Origin of the sequence: Pseudomonas sp. CFBP 13711 (genome assembly GCF_014842265.1) — a bacterium.
Taxonomy (GTDB): domain Bacteria; phylum Pseudomonadota; class Gammaproteobacteria; order Pseudomonadales; family Pseudomonadaceae; genus Aquipseudomonas.
In genome coordinates, this window is sequence record NZ_JACYVI010000002.1 from 95,036 (window position 1) to 117,941 (window position 22,906).

Below are 22,906 nucleotides of genomic sequence, written 5' to 3' on the forward strand. Positions count from 1 at the left end.
ACTACCGTTTGCATCGGATTTGACCAGCACGCTTTGTGGCCGTGACCGACAGAGAACGTCCGATTCTGTTGAAAAAGTCGGCCATGGTTTCCGCGGCAGAAAAGTAAGCGCTTGAGATTGAAATCTTTACTTTGTGCAGAGGATTTCGGGCTCAGATTTCGCGTAGCTGCGCGCAAAAAATGCATTTTAAGCAGTCAGTACGCGGGCAGTCTGGAAGTACCGACTTTTTCAACACAATCGGCCAAAAGCAGCCGGTCGCATGCGTCAATAATACCGGTATACAGCTGAGCCACAGTAACCTCCTCAAAATCCACCTCTAATGAGGGTTAGGAGAACAAGCGCTTGGATCAGTGAATAGTCAGCCGTTGGGTCAGTTGTGCTCCGGCAGTAACCACGTATGGTGTAGAGCTCTTTCCCTATAGGCAAGGTAGATTATCCCTAATCGTCAAGATGAGCGAAGGCTAGGGCGGCACAACGAATCGCCCAGAATCATTAGGGTTTCATGGAGAACATCTATATCAGAACAGATACTGGAGAAATCCCAGTGTCGGTTGAATGTGTCGGAGGTGCGGTGATAAGTATTCGAGTCATAAAAGTCATGCCGTTTCATTCCTTCTTGCACTCCCCCCTTTAGGAGATTGCTTCCGGTACTTACTTGGACTGCAGGGATGCCGATCTTGGCAAAGCTAGCCTGGTCGGATCGGTAAAAATAGCCCGCGCGAGGATCATCATCTAGGGTGATATGCCGGTCTAGAGCCCTGGCTGCGCGTATGAAAGTTTCGGGCAGGTCTGACTGATCACCATCCACTAGGCTTAGGTCGCGGGTTTTGCCGATAGGTACAAATCCATCAACGTTGAGCGCAGCGACCACTTCCAGCCCGGTGCTGCTTATCAATTGTGCTGCTCGCGCGGAACCGAGCATTCCGACTTCTTCTGCAGAAGTCCAAGCAAAAAGTACAGTTCGACGTAAAGGAGCGCCTGTAGTTAATCGTCTGGCTAGCTCTAGCAATACGGAAACGCCGACAGCATTGTCGACGGCACCAGGATAGTAACCTCGGGGTTGCGCTCTGTCTGAACTCTTGCCTAGATGATCCCAATGCGCGCATAGCAATATGCATTGACGGGGAAACAACCTCCCTTTTTTCATGGCCAGTACATTTCGACAATGTCTAATATCGATGTTGAAATCTAAACGCACTTTTAAGTAGGCGTTTAGCCAAGATGAGCGATTGCCGGTAGGATAGGGCGCTGCCAAGAACGCATCTAGGTCGACGCCTGACGTCGCTAACAACTCCCGTCCGAGGCGCTCACTGCAAATGCTCTCAAATGCTAAACCGCCGCGCACTGCCCCCGGCAAAAAACGAAACGCACGATGCATCTCGTCTATGACCAATGAAAAGGCGCTGCCAAATAATTCATCAGTGTGGACGATAATCACACCTGCTGCACCTTGCCGAGCGGCCTCTTCATACTTGTATTCCCAGCGGCCGTAGTAGGTCATTCGCTCACCTAAGAAGCGCTCGCCTCCGGGGTCATTGGGCAGTACCACTACTATCTTACCTGCGACATCAATCCCGGCGTAGTCGTCCCACATGTATTGCGGTGCAACGATTCCGTAACCGACGAACACCAGAGGCGTGTTGTCTAAATTAACGCTGATATGCTGGGATCGAATTAGTAACTCATCCTGATGTAAAAAATCATGCTTCGCTCCGCTCCCAAAGCTGAGCATCTTTAAACTATTCGGTCCAGGCCTGGCAATGGAACAGCCCAACGGTACCGATTGGAAGAGGCTCTGGCGCCCGTGCCAACAGGCCAGTCCTAACGCTTTAGCCTTCCTCGCAATCCATCTCGACGCGCGCCACCCGCCGTGTTCACCGGCACCGCGCCCTGCGTAAAGCGCACCTGACAAAGTTTTGCAGTGAGCGGCTAGCTCTGCAGCATAGGTCTTGTTTTTGAGGTAGCCACCAAATGCCGAAGCCTGCTTCGATTTTTGTTTCGTCTTTTTCGGCAACGACCGACGCATACGAGCCCCTTAGTCTTTGATGACTTTGAAGAATTTGGTCGCATTCTCGAAAAACACCTGAGAGTGACACTGCGGATCTATTGCCTTGGCGCACGCGGCGACATAGTGTGGATAGTCGACAGATGGCCATCCGGAGCCGAAGATGAGCCTGTCCGGCTTGTCGGTGTAGTCGAGCATCCATCTGATGGGCTGGATCATCAATTTGTCCAGCTTCGCTGGAGAGACTTGGCTCAATGGCCCTTCGACGATTGAGCTGATATCGAGCCATACATTATTATTTTTTGCTGCGACAACTGCCGCGTCGGTAAACCATGGGTTGCCGCTGTGCACCAAAAGAAAACTCACCTGTGGATGGTCGACGATGACCTCGTCCATACTCAACGGATGAGCGTACTTGAGCTTGGAACGATGCCAACCAGTGTCGCCAGTATGTAGGAGCACTGGGACATTAAACTCGTGGGCGAGCGAGTACAGCCGCATGAGTCTGGGGTCGTCGGCATAGACAGGCATGAATCCCAAATTGATTTTGATCGCCACGTAAACGCCGCTTACTAACCCCTGCACCAAAGAATCGTGACACCAATCAGGCTTGGCAATGACCGCGCATCTGCCCACGCCCAGCGTCTGTAACGTCTGGGTGTTGCAAGCGGGTGCGTGCGAGTCTGTTATAGATGCACGAATATCGAATCGCGACTTCAGAGCCTTGAACGTCTCTAGATCGCCAGCCGTGGCAAACTCGGTATGCACATGTGCGTCGAAAATTGGTCCGGAATAATTGCTCATCGAAAACTTCCCTGTGAGTCGATCATTACCAAGGCGTTCTAATTCTGCCGTGTCTCGAAACGCTAGCTACTTGCACTGCTGTAGGATCTGAGGGCAAAAAGCCAAAACACTCGGGAAAGGCAAAGAAACGCCACCGCGAATAAAAGCGCGCCCATAACAGCCTGCCATTCGACCAGCCCCATAGCCGCAGCTACCGGCACATTGGAGACGAAATATACCGGAACGAGGAACGTCAAAACCGTGCGAATTGTTTGTGGGAAAGCCGTTACGGGGAACCGTGCGATCTCCATCAAGGTGTAACTGATGATCCAGACGTCACCGATTTTTACGAACCATATCGACAAGGTGCAGGTTATTAAGAATAGCGAGTAAAAAATTGCGACTCCCGCAGCCATAAGCCCGACGAAGGCCATCAGATTGCCTATCCCCAGAGTACCCTCGCTTTGCATGGCGTAAATCACTACCGCTCCACCAATCAATACGCGCGGTAATTCCCAAAGGCTTATCTTGGAACAGGAGACCAGAAATTGGCTGTCGACCGGGCGCACAAGCAGATAATCTAAGTCTCCGGTACGTACCTGTTCCGAAAGAGCGTGCAGGCTTGGAAACAACCAGACCTCAAGTAAGCCCTCCAGTATTAGAGCCACACCGAACAGTGCCAGCACTTGGTATAGGTTCCAGCCGCCCAAGCTGCCAACTTCGGTGAACATGGCATCAAGGAAGTACAGAGCCAGAAGCATCCCAACCACAGTATTCAACGCGTTGGTAAGGGCATTAATGCGAAACTCCAGTTCGGCGAGCATTGAGTGCCTGATCAATGCGAATAGAACTTTCAATGTTCTAAGTCTCATATGCCTGCTCCGGAATACTGCTTCAAGCCCCGTCGCCATAGGCCCCGGCGAAATGCGACCAGCATCACCACCCAGAACAACTGAACCGCAAATCCATATAACAGGTCGACACCGACAACCTTGCCGATCAATACCTTGACGGGAAAATCCAGCGACGCGGAAAACGGCAGCATCGCCACCAGGTATCTTGAGGTCTCAGGAAACAAATCGACGGGAATCAGCATACCGCCCAGGACGGTGTACATTGACCAGACCATCGCATCCAGAGCAAGGGAGTTCGCCATCCAGAATGCCAGCAGCCCGACACAGTAATAGATATGAAAAATGATGATCCAAGCGAGGATGAGCGAGATTAGGAAGAAAGGCATTCGCCAGGCAATAGCCGTCAGGTCGATGGCGAACATCGCGGCACCAACACAGAACACCGTCACTACGATCGGCGCGCGAACCAGCATCTGCCCCAAATGCTCAGCCACATGAAACCAGAATGGTGCGACCGGTTTAAGTAGGCGGCTCGACAGGGTTCCTTGGCGTATCTCATCGTTGAGAACGAAGATGACCCAGACTGCAGTCAGTTGCCTGACCAAGTAGATACCCAGAAAATACGCCACAAAATCATTTGCGGAATAGCCACCGATTACCTTTTCCCTCGAGAGCTCCCACCAGATCATCATCATGAACAGTGGTGCAACGCCGCTAATGAGCCACACGAACAACTGAGCGCGGTATACCAAGGTCACCAGCACGCTTGTACGGATTAGGCGCTTGGCGATACCAGACCAAGAAACTAGAGTGAGCATCAGGCATGCTCCTTTGGCAATAGTAAGCGCGGGAATGCCTGCTCCAAGGACGGGCTCTGAATCGAGATGTCTGTCACCGGAAAGCTGGTCAGCAGCTGAGCTAGGGTGTTAGCGAACTGCTCCTCTGCTACCAGCAGTTCAGCGCTTTCGCTGTCCAGGTTAATCAACTTGCCATAAGCAGCGAGTTCTTCGCTCTCGACCGTGCGGGAAAAGCGCAGGCTGACCCGCCGCTCATTTACATGTGCTTTCACCAGCGCATGCCGGCCACCGTCGAATACTACATGGCCGTGATCAAGCACAATAACCCGGTTGGCCAATGCCTCGATGTCCGCCATGTAATGGGAGGTAAGGATGATCGTTGCACCAAATTTCCGATTGTAGTCGGCAAGGAATTCACGAATCGCGACTTGCATTTCTAGGTCTAGGCCAATGGTCGGTTCGTCAAGAAACAGAACGCTCGGGCGATGAAGCAATGAAAGGATAAGCTCACACTTCATCCGCTCACCCAGGGACAGTTTTCTAACCGGACGACGAATGATGTCATCCGCCGACAGCAGCGTACACAACTCGTCGATCCGCCTTCTGCACTCGATAGGCGGAATATCGTAAATGGCGCCATGCAAGTGAAAGGACTCCAAAGCGGGGAGGTCCCAGGTCAGTTGTTGCTTTTGCCCCATGACCAGTGCGATTGATTTAAGGAATTCCGCTCTTCTTTTGAAAGGGTCGTGGCCAAGCACCGATAAGTGCCCGCCGCTAGGTCGTACAATGCCCGAAAGCATTTTCAACGTCGTCGTTTTACCCGCCCCGTTACCGCCGAGAAAGCCTACGACCTCACCGGCCTCGATTGAAAAGGAGACGTCCTGCACTGCGGGGATATATGCCTTCTCACGACGAAAATATCCGAGCAAGCTGCGCGAATGGCCGTCACGGGCGCGGTATACTTCGTATACTTTGCTGATATCACACAGCTCAATTGCTTTTGACATACCTCTCCTTGAAATTTCGCATTCCAGTCATCCAAAACGCCAGGCAAGCGCATGGCGCGCGATGATATTTGCTTGCAATATTTACTGGCTGCGGGCCAAAAGCCGTGCCTGATGCCACTCAGGGTCCAAACCTGTGCAAAGCACAAGACAGAACGATGGTGCGAGCTGCGACTGCGCCAGCAAACCTACGCCCGCCACTTCATCCAATATGAAGTCGGCCGCCTTAAGCATAGACATTGTCCGGTCCAAGTTGATCGTAGCCATATGTACTAGGCACGATGCTTGGGACAGAACCAACGGTCCATCGTAGCGTGGCGCATGGCTATTTAGAAAAGCCAGCCACTGATGTCCGATGGTAAAGCCCCCCTCTTTCATTGCACTCGCGCCTGTAAGTGCGCCGAGGCTGGTGAGGTAATGATGTTGCTCCAGCTCAGGCAGGTTGCAGCACAGCGACACCGCGATGATCGCAAACAAGCCATTGTCTGGTACTCGAAGAGTAAGATCTCCACCGATGCCGCGTAGGTATTCTATCAGCGACACTCTCACGTCTTCCCCGCAGCGAGTAGGTAAGTGTGTGATCAACCACGCTGGTTCATCGTCCCCTAGCGGTGACTTCTCTATTATTTCCAGAGCCTCACGCTGCAAGATTGGCAAGCTTTCAACCTCTGCCACTAGATCCTTTGAACAGAGCCAGATCGAGCAAGAGCTTTCGTAGTGCTCCCTGCCAGGGCGCGAGCCATCAGAGCAAAATTCTAAATAACCCCCAGTAACTCTGAAGAAGGCGCTGATCCGGCCATCGCTATGGTGCACTCGTCGGGTGTGCTCCATGAAACCGGCACGTACCATCTGCTCGATTACATCATTGAGCTGGTCTGTTGGTACCAGGTAGACGATATGATCCAGGCGCGATATCACCAGTCCCCTCCTTAATTGCGGGCAACCCATCAAAGGAGCTATAACTTCGCCCTGCTTCGGTTACTCATGAACAATTTCCGATGGACTTCGTCCTCGCGTACAGAGGGTCAGACCGTGCTCGTGAACGCCACCGCTTTTTATTTCTTGTGTAACCCCTTGCAAACCCACAGCCTTAAATGCGTCCAGGTAACGGCTTTGCGGCCAACGTGTAAGCTTCACGCCTAGCTCCTCCGACCAGTCTCGCGATTCTTCACTCTCTTCGTAATAGTCCACCATGACGATCAGTTCACCGCCAGGCGCGAGTAGGCCTGAGGCTTTTTTGATTGCGGCGGAAATGTCTTGGAAGTAATAGAACACCTCCATAGAAAAGATCAGGTCGAATTTCACGTCTTTCGGTGCATGCCAGTTCAGAAAGCTTCCGACATCAATGGAGACGTTGTCCAAGTCCTGAACTCTAGCGGCGCTCATGTTCGCCATTTCCTGGCTGAGCTCCACCGCCCGGACTCTGCCGTTGGCGAACTTTAATCTGGCTATGTACTCGAGTGCATAACCATTGCCCGGCCCAATTTCTAGATACCAGCCTTCACTAGGCGTCAGTGCAGACAATACTGGCTCGACGCGAGCCCAATGTTCTCGGGCCATATCCACAGCCCCATCTTCGATTGCCCATTCGTCGAAAAGCGCTTCGACTTCCAGTTCGTGACTCATCCGATACTCCTGTTTGCTGCAAGGATTCAACCCTTACTAGGGGACCCATTGATAAAAATGCACTGCATTACGATGCGAGCCGATCACTAGATGGCCATCGTCCGTCAGCAACGGCGAAGAATGAAAGCCTCCCCTGTGTTCGAGGCACCACAGAGTCTCTCCTGTGTGTTGTGCGAGACAATGCAGACGCTCATCGGTGCCTACAAACAACGCATCGCCACTTGGAAGCACAGTAAAGGGCGTGTACCTAAACTCGCACTTTAGGTTTACCCGCCACAGCACTTCCAGTGTTTGAAGGTCAATACCGTGAACATACCCATCGTTGCTGCCGACATACGCCACCCCCTGGGGGGACAGGCTCGGGCATGAAACTACGAAGCCGTCCGTTGTGAATTGCTTGAGAACTTCACCGTTTCTAGTATCAAATACAATAATTTTTCCATCTATTTCTGTGCCAATGATTCCACGCCCAGAGGGATAATCGATCGCCGCAGTCCCTTCGAACCTGCTTGTCTCGGTTATTCTCCAACGCTCTTCGCCTGTTGGACTTAAGCACATCAGAATATTGTCCGTGCCCACAATGATGTTGCCGTCCGCGTTCAGCGCCGGTGAGCTATAAAGGTCATCCTCGACCTGTTCGTCGAACGATCGCTTCCATAATAATGTGCCGGTGGCGAGGTCAAGAGCGTAAAGCGTGTGGTCATAGCTGCCTGCGTACACAATGTTCTTCGCACAGTCGATTGTCGCACTCGCATGAAACGCCCCTTGTGCCTCAAAGGTCCAGAGACATTGGCCTTCACGGCTTATCCGACGCAATACATAATCTTCGCAGCCCACGACGAAGCTGCCATCTTCAGATACAGCTGGGGAGCTATAAACCGGGCCTTGAGTGGTAAAGCGCCAAAGGCTTGCGCCATCACTCAGGCGCACGCATTGCAGGCTATTGTCCCAACAACCAAATACAATACGATCATCCGCGATTCGGCATGGAATGCTCCATACCCTTTCTTCGCAGGAAATAGTGCGCTGATAAGAGGGTGGCAATTGCCAGTCCACTGACGAGGTATTTCGCCATGGGCGGTGACAGCGAAGCGCCTGATTATTCTTGTACCAAGTGGTCTGCAAGTGCTTTGCGTAATCCGCCTCTGCGCTCCGGCCCAGGAATTTTTCATCCATCAACATAGTATCCGTCCGGCCGGCTCAATGCCGCCGCCATATTTTTCGGATATTTCGACCTTGTAGCCATTCGGGTCTAGAAAATAAACAGAGCGAGAGGAGTGGTAGTTAACCTCATAATCAGGAAGTAATTTGACGCCATGGTCGCGCAGCTGTGACAGAACACTATCAAAGTCTTTAACCAAAATTCCAAAATGGGTTATTTCCAGACCGTCATTTTTTACGCCACGACCTTCGGCATATTCGTGCATACATAAATAAAGTGCTTGGTTGGTACCGATTACCATCCAGCGCGTAAATGCGCGAATACCTACTTCTTTAACTTCAAAGCCAAATACTCGCGCATAAAAATCTAGGCTTTCCTCAATATTTGCAACGTCGAGTTGAATATGATCGACACCCAAAATATTGATTTTATCAAGCGGTGTACTCATCGGATCATCTCCCGATATTCTTCCGTCATCAGCCCGGCCGCTTCCCAGTCGTCAATGTAAGACTTGAAGAAAGACATGTGCTCGGGTAGATGCGCACGTGCCACTCCATATCCGGAAATTCCAGCTGATATGTTTGTAGCATCCAGTAAAAGAGTATTTTTAAACGCATCCAGTGCCAGGTCAAACTTCCCAAGTTGCTGGTTACAAGCGCCGATCATGTACTGAGAGTAAGTCCGTCGCGGGAAACCGATATCGTAAGCCTCCTGAAAACGCTGAGAAGCACGCTGCCACTGCCCATCTTTCATTTCCACCTCTGCGGCTTCATGATAGGAAATGCTCCAGTGTGGATCGAAGTGAATCAGTTCTTCCGCTACTTCCCTGGCATTCTCAACATCTCGGGCAACGTAGAGCATTTCCTTCAGCTTCGACTCGTAGACGGTCTTGCGTGCTTCTCTCGCAGGGATACTTCGTCCCTTTTCGCTGTTAATTACCGCCTCGGCATAGTTTTCCGCTAGCAGCATGTATTGCCGCGTGGCCGAGATATCACCTTTAGCAGCAGGCACCATGGCCAATCCGCGATAAAACGAAGAAAGTGAAACCAGATCAACCGGTTCGTAGCTCGATGCTATTTGCTTAGCAGCTGCCTCACCGGTGTCAATGAACCACCTATTCAATTCGTCATTGATCGCGTTGCCTTTCAGTTTCCAGACAATAGCCTGCGAGCATACGTCCAACACCCTAGCGGGGGCTGTTTGATTTGATTGTATGAGCGCTCTTAGCGCGGTGAAATCTTCTTGATGTGATGAAGTGATTTCTAGGCGATTCTGAATGGCAAACCGGGTGAGATGGTAGGTCAACCGTTGATCGGGGAAGAGTCTCTCATACGGTACCTTCGCCAGCACTTCATTGGCGAAGCGGTACCTGCAGCTGGCGGCCAAACATTGGGCCAAGCTAAGCATCTGTACGGGGGGCGCCCAATCCAGCATGTCCGCCAGCCACTTAACTTTGGCCACCGGACCATCCATGGGATACGAGAAATATTCGAGTTCATCAATTCCGATTGAGTGTCTTTGGGCTACCTCAAACAGCGTTGAGGGTTCAAGCAGCTGAGGAACCCGATAAGGCACTTCGTCAAAGTTCTGTTCGGCCAAGCCTGCGCATACGGAGCGAGACCAGTTTGTCTGATGCGCACCTGCATCTTCGTAAAAAAACACGGCGCGTGAAAATGCGTCATCCAATTTGCTGTGCATATCACTTCCCTAATGACATGTAGAAAACGTTATCGAGTTTAAATACGGCCGAAGCAACGCCTCGGCCGTACCTCACAAGACACCGGTATCTTGTGTACAGCGGACAATCAGAGGATGAACAGTGCCGACAAGATTCGATTCTGTACGCTAGTGAACTTAATCATGTTGAATCTCCTTTTAGTAGTCATGGATAACTCACGTTATCCGTTATTTCAGGCCTAGCCAAACAACTCTAGTTCGGTAGGCAAAAAATTACTGCTTCAGAGGATGAACAGCGCGGAAAGCATCCGGTTTTGTACACTATGAAATTTAATCATTTCACGATCTCCATGTGATTTAAGGTCTGCTGCATAACTGCAGCGCTTTAAGATTTAGTCCCAGGCCAAAAACCAGTCAAGCCCTTCCACATAAAATTTTCCATACGCGGGGTTAACGCCGAGATTAGTTAGATTTTAGTTTTTCCCTCTATCCCATTGAGTTGCCGTGAAAAATCATAGAGGTGACAGCTTTTTGTCAGAAGGTCATATACAGCGGCAAAGCCTTTGATTTCGCGGCCTCAAGCGTAAACAGACTCTCTGAAACAATTTGTTACATTTTTTAGCTGTTTGACGTCTTTTCAAACGTCGGATAGGTTAAATGTGTCCCTGACGGATACATCCACAAAAGCGCTTTATAGGAACTTGTAATCGAAGGATTTCGGTTGGTTTTCCAGCCGTAAGATCAGGAGCGATCAATAATGAAATCCCTGAATCTGGGTATTCTCGCGCATGTCGATGCAGGCAAAACCAGCCTCACTGAGCGGATTCTTTTCGAAGCTGGAGCCCGGGTCTGTTTGGGCAGCGTAGATACAGGCAGCACATTCACTGACAGCCTTCTGCTTGAGCGTGAACGAGGCATTACGATCAAGTCGGCAGTTGCCTCTTTCGAGCTGAATGGGGTGCTTATAAATTTATTGGATACCCCTGGGCACCCGGATTTCATCGCCGAGGTGGAACGCGCGCTTGTCTTGTTGGACATTGCGATCATAGTGGTATCGGCGGTTGAACGCGTCCAAGCTCAAACCCGAGTTTTAGTAAACGCGCTAGAGCGAATGGAGATACCGTACGTATTCTTCATTAACAAAATTGATCGCAAAGGGGCAAGTTTTCAGCAAACCTTGGAAGCGCTCGGCACGCAGCTCAAGTGCCATCCGCTTGCCCTATGCGATGTGAAGAGTGCTGGGTCCAGCATGGCAGTCGTTGAGTACGACATGCCGCTCAGTTCGTGGATGCTGTCTCAATGGCTGGATGTACTTTGCGAGCATGATGATGTGTTGCTGCACGAATATGTCACAACCCCCAAACTCATCAATAAGGAGCGCCTTGAACAGGCGTTACGTACGCAGCTTGGCGATAACCTAGTAAATCCCGTGTTCGCTGGATCAGCTATCACTGGGGCTGGTGTCGCAGCAATGATCGAAGCGATCACGTATCTGGGGCCAATTAGGCATTGCAACGCTAATGCCCCCCTGAACGCATCAGTCTTCAAGATCGATAGAGGTTGGGGTGGTCACAAGCGCTTTCACCTAGTGATTCTTGCAGGGACGTTGCATCTAAGGCAAACCGTCGAAACTCCGCATGGCTCCTGCAGAGTCACCGGAATTTATGTGTCTGCAAGTGGTGGCCTACAATCCGCGAGGGAAGCCACTGCAGGTCAGATCGCATGTGTTATCGGGCTTGACGGCGTTCGCATTGGTGATCGTATAGGCGTTTGCAGCGCGCGGGACGAAGGAGTGCATACCTTTACACCTCCTGCAATCGAAACACATGTATACGCAGCGTTGTCGATTCAGACCAAAGCACTTTGGGAAGCTCTGATCGCCCTGGCCGAGCAGGATCCGCTAATTGACCTGCGAAGGAATACTGCAGGTCAGATGTTCGTCTCGCTGTACGGAGAAGTACAGAAAGAGATCATCCAAGCTATCTTGCAGGATGAATATGCTATCCAGGCTAAGTTCGAAGAGAGCTCTGCAATCTGCGTCGAAGCATTGCTTGGCACGGGGGAAGGACTTGAATCGCTTGGTGACCCTTCTAACCCATTTTTGGCTACGGTAGGGTTACATGTCACTCCGAGAGCACCTGGATCGGGACAAATATTTACCCGCAAGGTCCATGCCGGTTTAATGCCCGCGAGCTTTTACAAGGCGATCGAGGAGTCTGTTATCAAAACTCTCGGTGAAGGAAGACATGGATGGCCGGTATGCGACTGCGAGGTCACCCTGACGATGGTGGATTATGAATCCCCTTCAAGCACGGCTGCTGACTTTAGGCATCTCACGCCGCTCGTGCTAGCTGCAGCGATCGAACAGGCGGGCACCACAGTATGCGAGCCGCGAAGCCAGTTTCATATCGAGGTCCCCATAGCTCAGAGTGCATCGATCCAAACGCTACTGGCCAGGGCAGGGGCCATCACTACTGGCGCGACGATAAGCGAAGGAACGGTTCGGATCAAAGGCTCAATCGTCACAACTAAAATTTACAAACTGCAACATGAAATTCCCAACGTCACCAGCGGTCTCGGATTCATTGAAAGTGAATTCGCGGCTTATGCACCTGTTCCCGGAGCACCTCCTAGCCGTGATCGCAGCATGTCCAACCCTTACCATAGGCATGAATACCTGCGCCATATTAGGCTTGGGACTCGCATTGGCCAACCGGTTAACAGCGCCTGATAGGTGTATGACGATCATATTGTAGAGGCGTTACTGATTTCATTCAGTTGGCACAGTGCGTGCTGCGATAGTTGCAGCTGCGCGGCCCCCATGATCTCTAGCAATTGCTCAACAGTACTAGCGCCAACCACTGGCGCAATTACAGCCGGACGTGAGAGCAACCAAGCGAGTGAGACTTGCGTACATGTCTTGCCGTATTCCTGAGCAACTCCACGCACGACCTCAAGAGTCCGCCAGTTCCTCTCATTGAAGTAGACGCTGCGCACTCCCTCCGCCCGTGGCGATCCCGGCAACTTCGCGTCGGGGTAATACTGACCGCAAAGAAACCCCTTGGCCAATGGGTTGTATGGCAATAAACCTACACCCTCCGCAGCGCATAGCGATTGTAGTTCAGCCTCGACCCGGACGCGTTCAAGCAGGTTATAGCGTTCTTGGATGCTAACGTAACTGCTCCATCCGCAGTGTTCGCTGATCCCGAGCGACTTCATCAGTCGCCAAGCCTTGAAGTTGGAACATCCAGTGTAACGAACCAGCCCTCGCTGGACGAGGTTGTCGAACGCCCGCAAGGTCTCTTCGACTGGAACGTCGTCATAATCATCATGCGCTTGATACAAATCGATGCAGTCGACCTGCAACCGGCGCAGCGAACCCTCAACTGCCTTTGTGATATGCCGCCAAGATAGTCCCTCTTCGTTTGGTCCGGGACCCATCCGCCCAGATACTTTTGTTGCCAACAACACATCGTGACGTTTGGCCGTGGTTTTCAACCAGCGTCCGACGAACTCCTCTGAAGCTCTGCCACCCACGCCATCGCCCAAAACTGGATAGACGTCTGCGGTATCGATCAAATTGCCGCCTGCGTCGACATATGCGTCGAATAAACGATGTGATGTCGCTTCATCTACCCACCAATCACATTGAGCCGTTCCTAGCGCGATGGTGGAAACTTTCAGCCCCGAGTGGCCAAGGCGCCTGAAATTCATTGCTCACCTTCCTTGTCGCAGAGACTCCTAATGTTTGGCTGCATTATAGCTGATACTTTTTCGTAGCCTTCTTTAGAGGGGTGCTAAAGCGAGAGGAAAAAAAGCGAGAGGCCCCTAGATTGCTTATGTAATTTACGCGGCGCTGGAACGAGAGCAACGCCAAACCATAGTGAGTTAGCCGCCTTCAAGAAGTCAGAGGGCGACGATGTCCCATCTTCTCTGGCCCCGACCTTGAGCCGCACTGGACCTTGGCCGATCAGCCCGGAGCAACCGGGCAGAGTTTAAAACCCTCCTAGCCACCGTTCGCGGATGCGTAAGCGCCGTTCTTACGTTTTGCAACTGAGGACCATAACCGCTGAATAGCACAAAGCTGAACTGAACTGAACGCATCGATTCGCGTTGAAGAGCCGTCTATGCTGTGACTGTTTGGTACATTTATAGGAGTTTATATGCAAGACGCATTGCCGAACGTACACACCTCCCTGATCGATATTCCTTCGTTGGATCGACTGACGCCACGTGCACCCTCACTTCATAAACCTCGAATTCTTCTTCTTTACGGATCGACGCAAGATCACTCAATTAGCCGGTTAGCCACGCAAGAAGCAGCACGCCTACTGGAGGAGTTTGGAGCTGAAACCGAAATTTTCGATCCTTCAGGTCTTCCGTTACCGGACGAGGCGCTCGAGACCCATCCGAAAGTAACGAAGTTACGCGAGCTGATGGAGTGGTCTGAAGGACAGGTGTGGTGTTCTCCTGAGATTCACGGTGCTATGAGCGCGGTCTTCAAGGCCCAGATTGACTGGGTTCCTCTGGAGATAGGTACGGTACGACCGACCCAGGGAAAGACTCTCGCGGTGATGCAGGTATGCGGTGGCTCCCAATCATTTAACGTGGTGAATCAGCTACGAGTATTAGGCCGATGGATGCGGATGTTCACTATTCCGAATCAGTCTTCCGTTGCCAGGGCGTTTACTGAGTTCGATGAAATAGGGCGTATGAAGCCGTCCTCGCACTACGACCGTTTAGTAGATCTTATGGAGGAGTTGATGAAGTTCACACTTCTCCTACGAGACAGGCAGGACTACCTCATTGATTGTTACTCCGGAAGAAAAGAGTCCGCTGAAGAGCTATCTAGGTTGCAGGCTGACAGGGATTGCTGAAAGACGACTGGCATACTGAAACGACCCAGATATCTAAACGAACCTAAGTGATCTCTCTTGGCCGGCTGCTGCCGTTCACCAGAGGCAGCTTTGGGTCGTCTTCTGCCGGTGATGATCAAGAAGCGTGCTGGTCGAATCCAGCCCAAAGGACTGGTCAGGTCGAATGCAAACGGGCGGGCAAGTCTGTGCAACTACCCGGCCAGAAACTCGATTGCCGCGTGGAGTCCTGCGATGCCCCTCCATGCCTGATCCTTGGAGCCACATGGATAGCGGATGTGCAGAGCCCGATTAACGTGGTCGACGACCACCTCAAAAACAAAAAAACGTGAAAAAAGTTACCTAGCCTAACCACCTGTATTCTCAAGAAAAAATCTTATCTAACTGTTAGTAAAGCCCCAGAAGAATTGCAGTCGATCAGCGCAAAGACGGGCTCAGGCTTTGTCATGATCGCGAACGCTGAATCACCACGCCCCAGATCACCCGATCGGCCGGTACGTGAAAGAAGTAAAGACGCAGCTTTTCGGCGCCGGCCGACGATGGGCCAAGAAAGGTGACGCTCATGATGCAAGCCTTGCCGTGAATAACTGTACATATATACAGTTAACGTTCTAGCCTGCCTCCGGTCAATGTACTGTGTAGGAATTTTCGACGGGTGACCGTAGGTGCGGACGCTACTCGATCTACGAGTCTGCGGACCGTTGCTCTGAGGGGCTTGTGCCAGAGCAGTTGGTCATTAATGGATACGACTTTTGGCTGATCGAGCTTACGATGTCGCGCCGGCGGCTCGTATTGAGGGTATGGCGATGTGCGGCACGCCGGCGGGACAATTCGCTGGGTTCGAAGTGTGACGGAAGTGGGAAATGTGAGGAATCAGGGGTTGCGAATACAAGTCAAACTTACACATATAGGGAAAACAAGATGAAATCTGGGATGCTGGCTTTACTGGTCATTGCAGTCGCTATGCTGTCGGGGTGTAACCACTTTAGCCAAGGCGATTATCGGGGCATACACAGAGCCGGAACCATTCCTTGCAATGGCACACCGCCGAATCAGCCAGGATGTTATTGAAGGCACACGTGGTGCCTTCATTCGCAGCAAGATGAATGCATTCAACCGGCTCATGCAACTCATGTCGACGAGCTCGTCGAGGTTTTACTGCAATATCGTTTCGACGAGCCTCGGCGCTTTCATCGGGGAGGCTATACCCAGCTCGGCAGAACAACTAGCCTGCCGCTGGGAAAGGATAAGGCAATTTCGGCCACGATGAGTACCGAGCCTGAAGTTCAGCTCATCACAGCAGACTCTCCCTGTTCAGGATAATTAGTACAGATTGTCGACTTTTCGCTTTTCCAGGGTGTAGGTTTTCAGATCAATCTCGTTAGCTGAAAGCTTGGCGTCAAGACGATCCATGTCCCGGCGCTTCAAGCTGGCTACATGAGCTTTTGATGCCTGATAGTTGATGGACTCAGCTGCGTCGTAGCCACTGACAGGATCCCAGATAATGGACAATGGCCACAGCAGCAGGTTGACAACGCCGTAGCCGTAAGCGCGCCCGTAGAACGATCCACCGCCAGGCAGGAGGCCCAGTCCTGCGGCCAGGCCTGGACTTTTTTCTTGAACGTCAAGATGGTTGGCGCGATAGCCAGCCAGTTCAGATTCCTGCGTGTGATCCAAACCGGAGGCACAGCCAGCAGTCAAAACTAACAGAACGGCTGCTGACAAGTTGCGAAGAGCGTACATCTGAATTCCCTATATAAATAATGCTCAGCCAGAGCTGGAACTGAGCGCCGCGCATTGTACACACTTAAATCGCCCATAGATGGCCTAATGCTACATTTCTCTTACTGCTCATATAAGGTGCGATCCCCCCTGCCCGTCCGCGCATCGAAAAGGGGGTGTCCGTTAAGTGCCAACTCTCTGTATGGGGTACATCGCCCTCTGAACCATTGCAAGCAGTCGGAGCAACAGGCTGGCCCCAGTTTCCAACTTGCTGGCGGTTCAGGTGCACTGCGCGGGTCATGAAGCAGAAGAGAAGCGGCCTGGCCCTGGCTGGCCATGACGATAAAGTTCTTGTGTACCTCGCCGATAGGTACACATTCCCCCGTAAGCCATGGAGCATTGGATGTTTAATCCACGTGAGGCAGAACTAGACCATCTGTACAACCGGGTCGTCCTGCTAACTATCGCATGCTGTGTTTTATTAGCATTTGCCGCGATGGCTAGAAACGAAGGTTTCACCTACGCAGCCCTTCAGTGGAATGGGGCCCAAGTGACCGGCACGGTGACGCAGCTGGAGGAAATCCCGAGAAACCGACTTGCTAACATCGTCCACTACCGTTACGTGGACCAAGATAACCGACCTCACGAAGGGCAATACCTGGACACTGGATGCGGCGAGAGGGAAAACTGCGGAGTAGACGAAGGCGTCACCCTGATCTATTCGCGTTGGTTTCCGGAGTACAGCGCCGTCGCAGCCAACGTCCGTAGCTTTCGGCCGGGTTTTTACATCATGAGCGGCGGCGTACTGATTTCGCTGCTCTTCTTCGGAATTTCCTTCTGGACGCTCGGTCGCATCAGCGCCATGAAGCGAGATGACGCACAGCACCTCCATACGAAATACTGAGCGTCAGCCTCGAATACTGAGCAACGATCTCGGTGATTTTCGGGTGCGCTGCGGTGGAACTGACTATTTCGAGCCGTAATTCTTGCACATGTCTTTGGCGACATACGCCCCCATTGGGGAGTGCATCAAGTTGTCGGCCATGCTGCTAACCTTGAATTTATAGGCAGGGTCAGATTTGATTTTTCTCACTTCCGCCTTTGTTGCCTCATCAATGGTGGAATCCGATGCCATGGCGTTCTCAACATCGCTCTTCATGCCAGGATTCGCGTTATTGCAGACCTGCTCCATTGCAACCAGCACTACAAGGCCTTGCTGCTTTTCATCTTCCGGGCTCGCGAAAGAGTTGCCGGCATAGCCCAACAGGGCCAGACAAAGCGGCAGAGCAGACATTCTGATCGACGACATTCAAAAACTCCCTATTGATAGAAACTTCGGCCCGCACGCTGGCAGCCAAAGCGACTCGCACCTTATCGCGCACCAAAACCCGTCAGACCAAGCTATCCGCCACCGTCGGAAACAATCATCAGGCTAACTACTCAGGCTTGGCGTCCGGTATCCACAATGAGCACGCTGATGCAGATTGTGCGATCAACCAGTCGTGATCCCGTTTCCCGAATGGTCGCGGCATTCCCGCAGATATCCGAAGCGCCATATTGTAGGAGCCCGACACCTCAGTGGGTATAGGGGTCGCCTCACCCAACTTCGAATTGGTTTTAAGTCCGTTTATCGCGCCTTGAAGGGCGAGCGCTTGCTTGAACGTATCGGAGGTTTCTTCGATTATCGAAACAACGACGGACGCTGCGTTTGAGCAGCGATCCATTTTTGCCCATTGTTTCATCTGTGCTTCATCAGCCCATGCAGCGGCAGAGGCCGCGAGCAGCATAAAACCAATCCAGTAGCGCATAGCTCGAATCCTTTCAGTAAGCAGGCCGCTTTAATACCTTAATTCAGCCCCTATCGCCACCGGCCCTTCGGAAGCAAATCGTCGAGGCCTCCGCGAAGATGCTGTCTGGTGAGCCTGAAACCTGCGCATCAGAAAATCATGGGCGGGGCTGTAAAAAAGCCTCGCCGAGCATCGACCGAATTGCCAGTTCAGTGAGCTCAGAGATGACGTGTCTGCAACAATGAAGTCAGGATGAGCCCCGAAAATCTCCAGACATGAAAAAGCCCAACCTGAGAAGATTGGGCTAAGTCATTGAAAAATATGGTCGGGACGGAGTGATTCGAACACTCGACCCCTAGCACCCCATGCTAGTGCGCTACCGGACTGCGCTACGCCCCGACTAGGCGTTACTCACTGCTACTTCTGTGTTAAGGGTTCTTGCGAAAGCGTCGAGGAATATACCCTAAGCTTTTGAATGATGGAAGTATTTCGGCTTACCACGTGAAGTCATTTACGCAGCACGACCAGCACATCTTCCAGCTCGACAATCATCTGTTTGATCAGCTGCTTGTACTGCAGCGAATCATCCTTGACCTCATCGCTGGACATGCGCAACCGCGCGCCGCCAATGGTGAAGCCCTGATCGTAAAGCAGCGCGCGGATCTGGCGGATCATCAGCACGTCCTGTCGCTGATAATACCGACGGTTTCCGCGGCGCTTGACCGGGTTGAGTTGAGGAAACTCCTGCTCCCAATAACGCAGAACGTGCGGTTTGACCGCGCAGAGCTCGCTGACTTCACCAATGGTGAAGTAGCGTTTGCCGGGGATAGGCGGTAGCTCGTCGTTATGACTTGGTTCCAGCATAAGCCTCAACTCGGGCCTTCAGTTTCTGCCCTGGGCGAAAGGTGACCACACGGCGAGCGGTAATCGGGATTTCTTCCCCTGTCTTGGGATTTCGACCCGGTCGCTGGCGTTTATCGCGCAGATCAAAATTGCCGAATCCGGACAATTTGACCTGCTCGTTATCTTCCAGAGCGTGCCTGATTTCCTCAAAGAACAGCTCGACCAGTTCCTTGGCTTCTCGTTTGTTCAGGCCTAGCTCTTCGTACAGACGTTCGGCCATCTCAGCTTTCGTCAGAGCCCCCATACGCTACATCCTTAACGTGGCGTTTAACCTTGCCTCTAGCGAGGTGAGAATTTGCTGCGTCGAAGCGTTTACCTCATCGTCGGTAAGAGTGCGCGATGGATGTTGCCAGGTCAAGCCAACTGCAAGGCTTTTTCTAAGCGGATCAATGCCTTTACCCTGGTAAACATCAAACAGCCTGAGGTCTGTGAGCCATTCCCCTGCATTCTCACGAATAACGTCCAGCACGGCGGTCGCGGAAACATCACGATTGGCAAGCAGCGCCAGGTCGCGACGCACTTCCGGGAAGCGTGAAAGCTCATGGAATTTCGGCAGGCGACCGGTCGCCACTTCAGCCAGAACCAGCTCGAAGACGAACACGGGACGATCAAGGCCCAGGGTCTTCGACAGTTCCGGGTGCAGTGCGCCGATGTAGCCCACTTCTCGCCCGTCACGCTCGATACGTGCGGTCTGACCCGGGTGCAACGCGGGGTGGCTTCCGGGTACGAAACGGAAATCATCTTGCGCACCGGCAAAGCCCAGCACGGCTTCAACGTCAGCCTTGACGTCGAAGAAGTCGACGACATCGCGGCCTTGCGCCCAGCCTTCCGGCAGACGGCTGCCACAGATCACGCCGGCCAGCATCGGCTCTTGCTTCAAGCCTTCCAGTTGACCGACAAAACGCAGCCCGCTCTCGAACAGGCGCACGCGGTCCTGCTGGCGATTGAGGTTGTGCTGCAGCGACTTCACCAGACCCGGCCACAGGGACGAGCGCATTGCCGACATGTCAGCCGAGATCGGATTGGCCAGCAGCAGCGGCTCAACACCCGGGCTGAACAGCTCGAACCATTTCTGATCGATGAAGCTGTAGGTAATTGCTTCCTGATAACCGCGAGCCACCAGCAGACGACGCAACGCTGGCAGATCACTCCGAGCCTCGGCACGCGGTTGCGGTGCCAGACGCGCCTGCGGGTAACGAACCGGCAGACGGTTGTAACCATGGAGGCGGGCCAGCTCTTCAATCAGATCGACTTCGAGGGTGATATCGAAGCGGTGGCTCGGCACTTCGACGCGCCACTGCTCGATGGCGTGAGGCGCGACGGTGAGACCGAGCGCTGTGAGCAGACGCTCGATTTCCGCTGCGTCCATCTTCATGCCCAGCATCTGCTCGATACGCTCGGCACGCAGAATGATCGGCTCAACCGAAGGCAGGTGCTGATCGCTGACGGTTTCGATGACCGGACCAGCTTCACCGCCCGTGATCTCCAGAAGCAGGCCAGTGGCACGCTCCATGGCTTCACGAGCGAGCTGCCAGTTAACGCCGCGCTCATAGCGATGGGACGCGTCGGTGTGCAGGCCATAGGACCGTGCCTTGCCGGCAACGGCAATTTGATCGAAAAAAGCGCTCTCAAGGAAAATATCGCGAGTGGTCGCGGACACGCCGCTGTGCTCGCCACCCATGACACCGGCGATGGCCAGGGCACGCTGGTGATCGGCGATGACCAGAGTATCAGCGCGCAGGCTGACTTCCTGTCCATCCAGAAGCACGAGCTTTTCGCCCTCTTCCGCCATGCGCACACGAATGCCGCCGTTGATCTCGGCAAGGTCGAACGCGTGCAGCGGCTGACCCAGCTCAAGCATCACGTAGTTGGTGATGTCGACTGCGGCGTCGATGCTGCGGACGTCCGAGCGACGCAGGCGCTCAACCATCCACAACGGCGTAGGACGCGACAGGTCGACATTGCGGATGACGCGACCCAGATAACGTGGGCATGCCGCAGACGCGATCACGTCTACAGGACGCACTTCATCGTGCACGGCCGGAACCACTGCCACCTGTGGACGCGTGACGACTGCGTCATAGAGCGCCCCCACTTCACGGGCCAGACCGGCCACGGACAGGCAGTCACCACGGTTGGGCGTCAGGTCGACTTCGATGCTTGCGTCGTCCAGCTCGAGATAAAATCGCACGTCTTGGCCCACCGGCGCGTCGGCCGGCAGCTCCATCAGGCCGTCATTGCCCTCGCCCACCTGCAGCTCGGCTTGGGAGCACAGCATGCCGTTGGACTCGACGCCCCGCAGCTTGGCCTTCTTGATCTTGAAATCGCCCGGCAATTCGGCGCCGATCATGGCGAATGGAATCTTCAGACCGGGACGTACGTTTGGCGCGCCACACACAACCTGAAAGGTTTCGGCGCCATTGCTGACCTGGCAAACGCGCAGCTTGTCAGCGTCCGGGTGTTGCTCGGTGCTCAACACCTCGCCCACCACAACACCGCTGAAGACGCCCGCTGCCGGGGTGACGCTGTCTACTTCAAGGCCGGCCATCGACAGACGAGCAACCAGCTCGTCGCGGGACACTTGCGGGCTTACCCAGCCACGCAGCCATTGTTCACTGAATTTCATCCTGCTCTCCTAAAGAATTCGTTACGGGCGACCTAGCGAAATTGCGCGAGGAACCGCAAGTCGTTGTCGAAGAACAGGCGCAAGTCGTTGACGCCATAACGCAGCATCGCCAGACGCTCTACGCCCATGCCGAAGGCGAAGCCCTGGAATTCTTCCGGATCGATGCCCGACATGCGCAGCACGTTCGGGTGGACCATGCCGCAGCCCATGACTTCAAGCCAGCCGGTCTGCTTGCACACGCGGCAGCCTTTGCCGCTGCACATCACGCATTCCATGTCGACTTCAGCCGAAGGCTCGGTGAACGGGAAATACGAAGGACGGAAACGCACTGCCAGCTCTTTTTCAAAGAACACGCGCAGAAATTCCTCGATGGTGCCTTTCAGGTCGGCGAAGTTGATATCGCGGTCGACCAGCAGGCCTTCGACCTGATGGAACATCGGGGAATGGGTGATATCGGAGTCACTGCGATACACACGGCCCGGGCAGACGATGCGGATCGGAGGCTTCTGCGATTCCATGGTGCGGACCTGAACCGGCGAGGTATGGGTGCGCAGCAGCATGTTCGCATTGAAATAGAAAGTGTCGTGCATCGACCGGGCCGGGTGATGGCCTGGGATGTTGAGCGCTTCGAAGTTGTGGTAATCGTCTTCGACCTCAGGGCCTTCGGCGATGCCGTAGCCGATGTGGGTGAAGAACTGCTCGATTCGTTCCAGAGTGCGGGTGACCGGGTGCAGACCGCCAGTGGTCTGGCCACGGCCAGGCAGGGTCACATCAATGGATTCGGCCGCGAGCTTGACCGCAAGATCGGCCTCCTCGAACGACGCCTTGCGCGCATTGAGAACCTCTGTGACACGCTCCTTGGCTTCGTTGATCAGCGCGCCGACCTTCGGACGCTCATCAGCAGGCAGATTCCCCAGGGTCTTCATCACCTGAGTCAATTCGCCCTTCTTGCCAAGGTACAGAACCCGGATTTGCTCCAGGGCATTGATATCTTCGGCGCTTTGCACAGCCTCAAGTGCTTGAGAGACCAGCGCGTCCAGGTTTTCCATGTACAGACTCCAGATACAAAATAGGGGAAGAGCTTAC

21 protein-coding genes and 1 tRNA gene are annotated in these 22,906 nt (G+C 53.2%); 3 read left to right on the forward strand and 19 right to left on the reverse strand.

Translation table 11 applies throughout. From position 1 onward, the window contains the following. Positions 1-445 precede the first annotated feature (445 nt). The 10 genes from IFT47_RS05360 to IFT47_RS05405 form a co-directional block, all read right to left on the reverse strand. Positions 446-2,026, reverse strand: coding sequence for a M28 family peptidase (locus IFT47_RS05360; protein WP_192171965.1), 1,581 nt, complete (start codon positions 2,024-2,026; stop codon positions 446-448). Positions 2,027-2,035: 9 nt separating this feature from the next. Then, on the reverse strand, positions 2,036-2,809 hold the full coding sequence (locus tag IFT47_RS05365) for an amidohydrolase family protein (RefSeq protein WP_192171966.1): 774 nt from the start codon (positions 2,807-2,809) through the stop codon (positions 2,036-2,038). Positions 2,810-2,871: 62 nt separating this feature from the next. Next, positions 2,872-3,612 (reverse strand): ABC transporter permease, encoded by a 741-nt coding sequence (locus IFT47_RS05370; protein WP_192171967.1) that lies wholly within the window; start codon positions 3,610-3,612, stop codon positions 2,872-2,874. A gap of 44 nt (positions 3,613-3,656) precedes the next feature. Continuing rightward, positions 3,657-4,460: an ABC transporter permease gene (locus tag IFT47_RS05375; protein ID WP_192171968.1), complete on the reverse strand. Its 804-nt coding sequence runs from the start codon at positions 4,458-4,460 to the stop codon at positions 3,657-3,659. After that, positions 4,460-5,446 (reverse strand): ABC transporter ATP-binding protein, encoded by a 987-nt coding sequence (locus IFT47_RS05380; RefSeq protein WP_192171969.1) that lies wholly within the window; start codon positions 5,444-5,446, stop codon positions 4,460-4,462. The genes IFT47_RS05375 and IFT47_RS05380 overlap by 1 nt, the downstream gene beginning before the upstream one ends. Before the next feature lie 81 nt (positions 5,447-5,527). Beyond that, a complete protein-coding gene (locus IFT47_RS05385; RefSeq protein WP_192171970.1) occupies positions 5,528-6,361 on the reverse strand; it encodes a hypothetical protein in 834 nt (277 codons plus the stop codon). 60 nt (positions 6,362-6,421) lie between these two features. Beyond that, complete coding sequence (locus IFT47_RS05390; protein WP_192171971.1) at positions 6,422-7,069, reverse strand: class I SAM-dependent methyltransferase; 648 nt, start codon at positions 7,067-7,069, stop codon at positions 6,422-6,424. A 36-nt stretch (positions 7,070-7,105) separates the two neighbouring features. Beyond that, on the reverse strand, positions 7,106-8,251 hold the full coding sequence (locus IFT47_RS05395) for an outer membrane protein assembly factor BamB family protein (RefSeq protein WP_192171972.1): 1,146 nt from the start codon (positions 8,249-8,251) through the stop codon (positions 7,106-7,108). After that, on the reverse strand, positions 8,245-8,679 hold the full coding sequence (locus IFT47_RS05400) for a VOC family protein (RefSeq protein ID WP_192171973.1): 435 nt from the start codon (positions 8,677-8,679) through the stop codon (positions 8,245-8,247). The genes IFT47_RS05395 and IFT47_RS05400 overlap by 7 nt, the downstream gene beginning before the upstream one ends. Further along, positions 8,676-9,929, reverse strand: coding sequence for a tetratricopeptide repeat protein (locus tag IFT47_RS05405; protein WP_192171974.1), 1,254 nt, complete (start codon positions 9,927-9,929; stop codon positions 8,676-8,678). The genes IFT47_RS05400 and IFT47_RS05405 overlap by 4 nt, the downstream gene beginning before the upstream one ends. 736 nt (positions 9,930-10,665) lie before the next feature. Here IFT47_RS05405 and IFT47_RS05410 point away from each other — a divergent pair. Then, positions 10,666-12,639 carry an elongation factor G gene (locus IFT47_RS05410; protein ID WP_192171975.1) on the forward strand — a complete coding sequence of 658 codons (1,974 nt, stop codon included), beginning with the start codon at positions 10,666-10,668 and terminating at the stop codon, positions 12,637-12,639. A gap of 14 nt (positions 12,640-12,653) precedes the next feature. Here the strand turns inward: IFT47_RS05410 and IFT47_RS05415 are convergent, their stop codons facing one another. Further along, positions 12,654-13,622, reverse strand: a complete 969-nt coding sequence (locus IFT47_RS05415; RefSeq protein WP_192171976.1) for an aldo/keto reductase — start codon at positions 13,620-13,622, stop codon at positions 12,654-12,656. Between the two features lie 449 nt (positions 13,623-14,071). Here IFT47_RS05415 and arsH point away from each other — a divergent pair, with 449 nt between their 5' ends. Continuing rightward, the gene (arsH, locus tag IFT47_RS05420; protein ID WP_192171977.1) at positions 14,072-14,785 is read left to right on the forward strand and encodes an arsenical resistance protein ArsH; all 714 of its coding nucleotides are present in this window, start codon (positions 14,072-14,074) and stop codon (positions 14,783-14,785) included. 1,320 nt (positions 14,786-16,105) lie between these two features. Here the strand turns inward: arsH and IFT47_RS05425 are convergent. Further along, entirely contained in the window at positions 16,106-16,525 is a 420-nt protein-coding gene (locus IFT47_RS05425) for a hypothetical protein (protein ID WP_192171978.1), read from the reverse strand. 382 nt (positions 16,526-16,907) lie between these two features. Here IFT47_RS05425 and IFT47_RS05430 point away from each other — a divergent pair, with 382 nt between their 5' ends. Then, a complete protein-coding gene (locus tag IFT47_RS05430) occupies positions 16,908-17,408 on the forward strand; it encodes a hypothetical protein (RefSeq protein ID WP_192171979.1) in 501 nt (166 codons plus the stop codon). A 63-nt stretch (positions 17,409-17,471) separates the two neighbouring features. Here the strand turns inward: IFT47_RS05430 and IFT47_RS05435 are convergent, their stop codons facing one another. The 7 genes from IFT47_RS05435 to pheS form a co-directional block, all read right to left on the reverse strand. Then, the gene (locus IFT47_RS05435) at positions 17,472-17,813 is read right to left on the reverse strand and encodes a hypothetical protein (protein ID WP_192171980.1); all 342 of its coding nucleotides are present in this window, start codon (positions 17,811-17,813) and stop codon (positions 17,472-17,474) included. A 127-nt stretch (positions 17,814-17,940) separates the two neighbouring features. After that, positions 17,941-18,312 carry a hypothetical protein gene (locus IFT47_RS05440; protein WP_244655884.1) on the reverse strand — a complete coding sequence of 124 codons (372 nt, stop codon included), beginning with the start codon at positions 18,310-18,312 and terminating at the stop codon, positions 17,941-17,943. Positions 18,313-18,613: 301 nt separating this feature from the next. Next, positions 18,614-18,690 (reverse strand) — tRNA-Pro (locus IFT47_RS05445). 108 nt (positions 18,691-18,798) lie between these two features. Further along, positions 18,799-19,155, reverse strand: a complete 357-nt coding sequence (locus IFT47_RS05450) for a MerR family transcriptional regulator (RefSeq protein ID WP_074887387.1) — start codon at positions 19,153-19,155, stop codon at positions 18,799-18,801. Next, entirely contained in the window at positions 19,136-19,438 is a 303-nt protein-coding gene (ihfA, locus tag IFT47_RS05455) for an integration host factor subunit alpha (protein ID WP_002553164.1), read from the reverse strand. Before ihfA ends, IFT47_RS05450 begins: the two co-directional genes overlap by 20 nt. Positions 19,439-19,441: 3 nt before the next feature. Then, positions 19,442-21,820, reverse strand: a complete 2,379-nt coding sequence (gene pheT / locus IFT47_RS05460; protein WP_192171981.1) for a phenylalanine--tRNA ligase subunit beta — start codon at positions 21,818-21,820, stop codon at positions 19,442-19,444. Positions 21,821-21,852: 32 nt separating this feature from the next. Then, the gene (gene pheS, locus IFT47_RS05465; protein WP_192171982.1) at positions 21,853-22,869 is read right to left on the reverse strand and encodes a phenylalanine--tRNA ligase subunit alpha; all 1,017 of its coding nucleotides are present in this window, start codon (positions 22,867-22,869) and stop codon (positions 21,853-21,855) included. Positions 22,870-22,906: the final 37 nt, after the last annotated feature.

Coding starts and splice junctions, on each gene's coding strand:
- IFT47_RS05380 (WP_192171969.1), bottom strand. CDS start 5,446: ATGTCAAAAGCAATTGAGCTGTGTGATATCAGCAAAGTATACGAAGTA.
- IFT47_RS05410 (WP_192171975.1), top strand. CDS start 10,666: ATGAAATCCCTGAATCTGGGTATTCTCGCGCATGTCGATGCAGGCAAA.
- IFT47_RS05415 (WP_192171976.1), bottom strand. CDS start 13,622: ATGAATTTCAGGCGCCTTGGCCACTCGGGGCTGAAAGTTTCCACCATC.
- IFT47_RS05435 (WP_192171980.1), bottom strand. CDS start 17,813: ATGTCGTCGATCAGAATGTCTGCTCTGCCGCTTTGTCTGGCCCTGTTG.
- IFT47_RS05375 (WP_192171968.1), bottom strand. CDS start 4,460: ATGCTCACTCTAGTTTCTTGGTCTGGTATCGCCAAGCGCCTAATCCGT.
- IFT47_RS05360 (WP_192171965.1), bottom strand. CDS start 2,026: ATGCGTCGGTCGTTGCCGAAAAAGACGAAACAAAAATCGAAGCAGGCT.
- IFT47_RS05440 (WP_244655884.1), bottom strand. CDS start 18,312: ATGCGCTACTGGATTGGTTTTATGCTGCTCGCGGCCTCTGCCGCTGCA.
- pheS (WP_192171982.1), bottom strand. CDS start 22,869: ATGGAAAACCTGGACGCGCTGGTCTCTCAAGCACTTGAGGCTGTGCAA.
- IFT47_RS05450 (WP_074887387.1), bottom strand. CDS start 19,155: ATGCTGGAACCAAGTCATAACGACGAGCTACCGCCTATCCCCGGCAAA.
- IFT47_RS05395 (WP_192171972.1), bottom strand. CDS start 8,251: ATGTTGATGGATGAAAAATTCCTGGGCCGGAGCGCAGAGGCGGATTAC.
- IFT47_RS05390 (WP_192171971.1), bottom strand. CDS start 7,069: ATGAGTCACGAACTGGAAGTCGAAGCGCTTTTCGACGAATGGGCAATC.
- IFT47_RS05365 (WP_192171966.1), bottom strand. CDS start 2,809: ATGAGCAATTATTCCGGACCAATTTTCGACGCACATGTGCATACCGAG.
- IFT47_RS05370 (WP_192171967.1), bottom strand. CDS start 3,612: ATGCTCGCCGAACTGGAGTTTCGCATTAATGCCCTTACCAACGCGTTG.
- IFT47_RS05400 (WP_192171973.1), bottom strand. CDS start 8,679: ATGAGTACACCGCTTGATAAAATCAATATTTTGGGTGTCGATCATATT.
- ihfA (WP_002553164.1), bottom strand. CDS start 19,438: ATGGGGGCTCTGACGAAAGCTGAGATGGCCGAACGTCTGTACGAAGAG.
- IFT47_RS05425 (WP_192171978.1), bottom strand. CDS start 16,525: ATGTACGCTCTTCGCAACTTGTCAGCAGCCGTTCTGTTAGTTTTGACT.
- pheT (WP_192171981.1), bottom strand. CDS start 21,820: ATGAAATTCAGTGAACAATGGCTGCGTGGCTGGGTAAGCCCGCAAGTG.
- arsH (WP_192171977.1), top strand. CDS start 14,072: ATGCAAGACGCATTGCCGAACGTACACACCTCCCTGATCGATATTCCT.
- IFT47_RS05405 (WP_192171974.1), bottom strand. CDS start 9,929: ATGCACAGCAAATTGGATGACGCATTTTCACGCGCCGTGTTTTTTTAC.
- IFT47_RS05430 (WP_192171979.1), top strand. CDS start 16,908: ATGTTTAATCCACGTGAGGCAGAACTAGACCATCTGTACAACCGGGTC.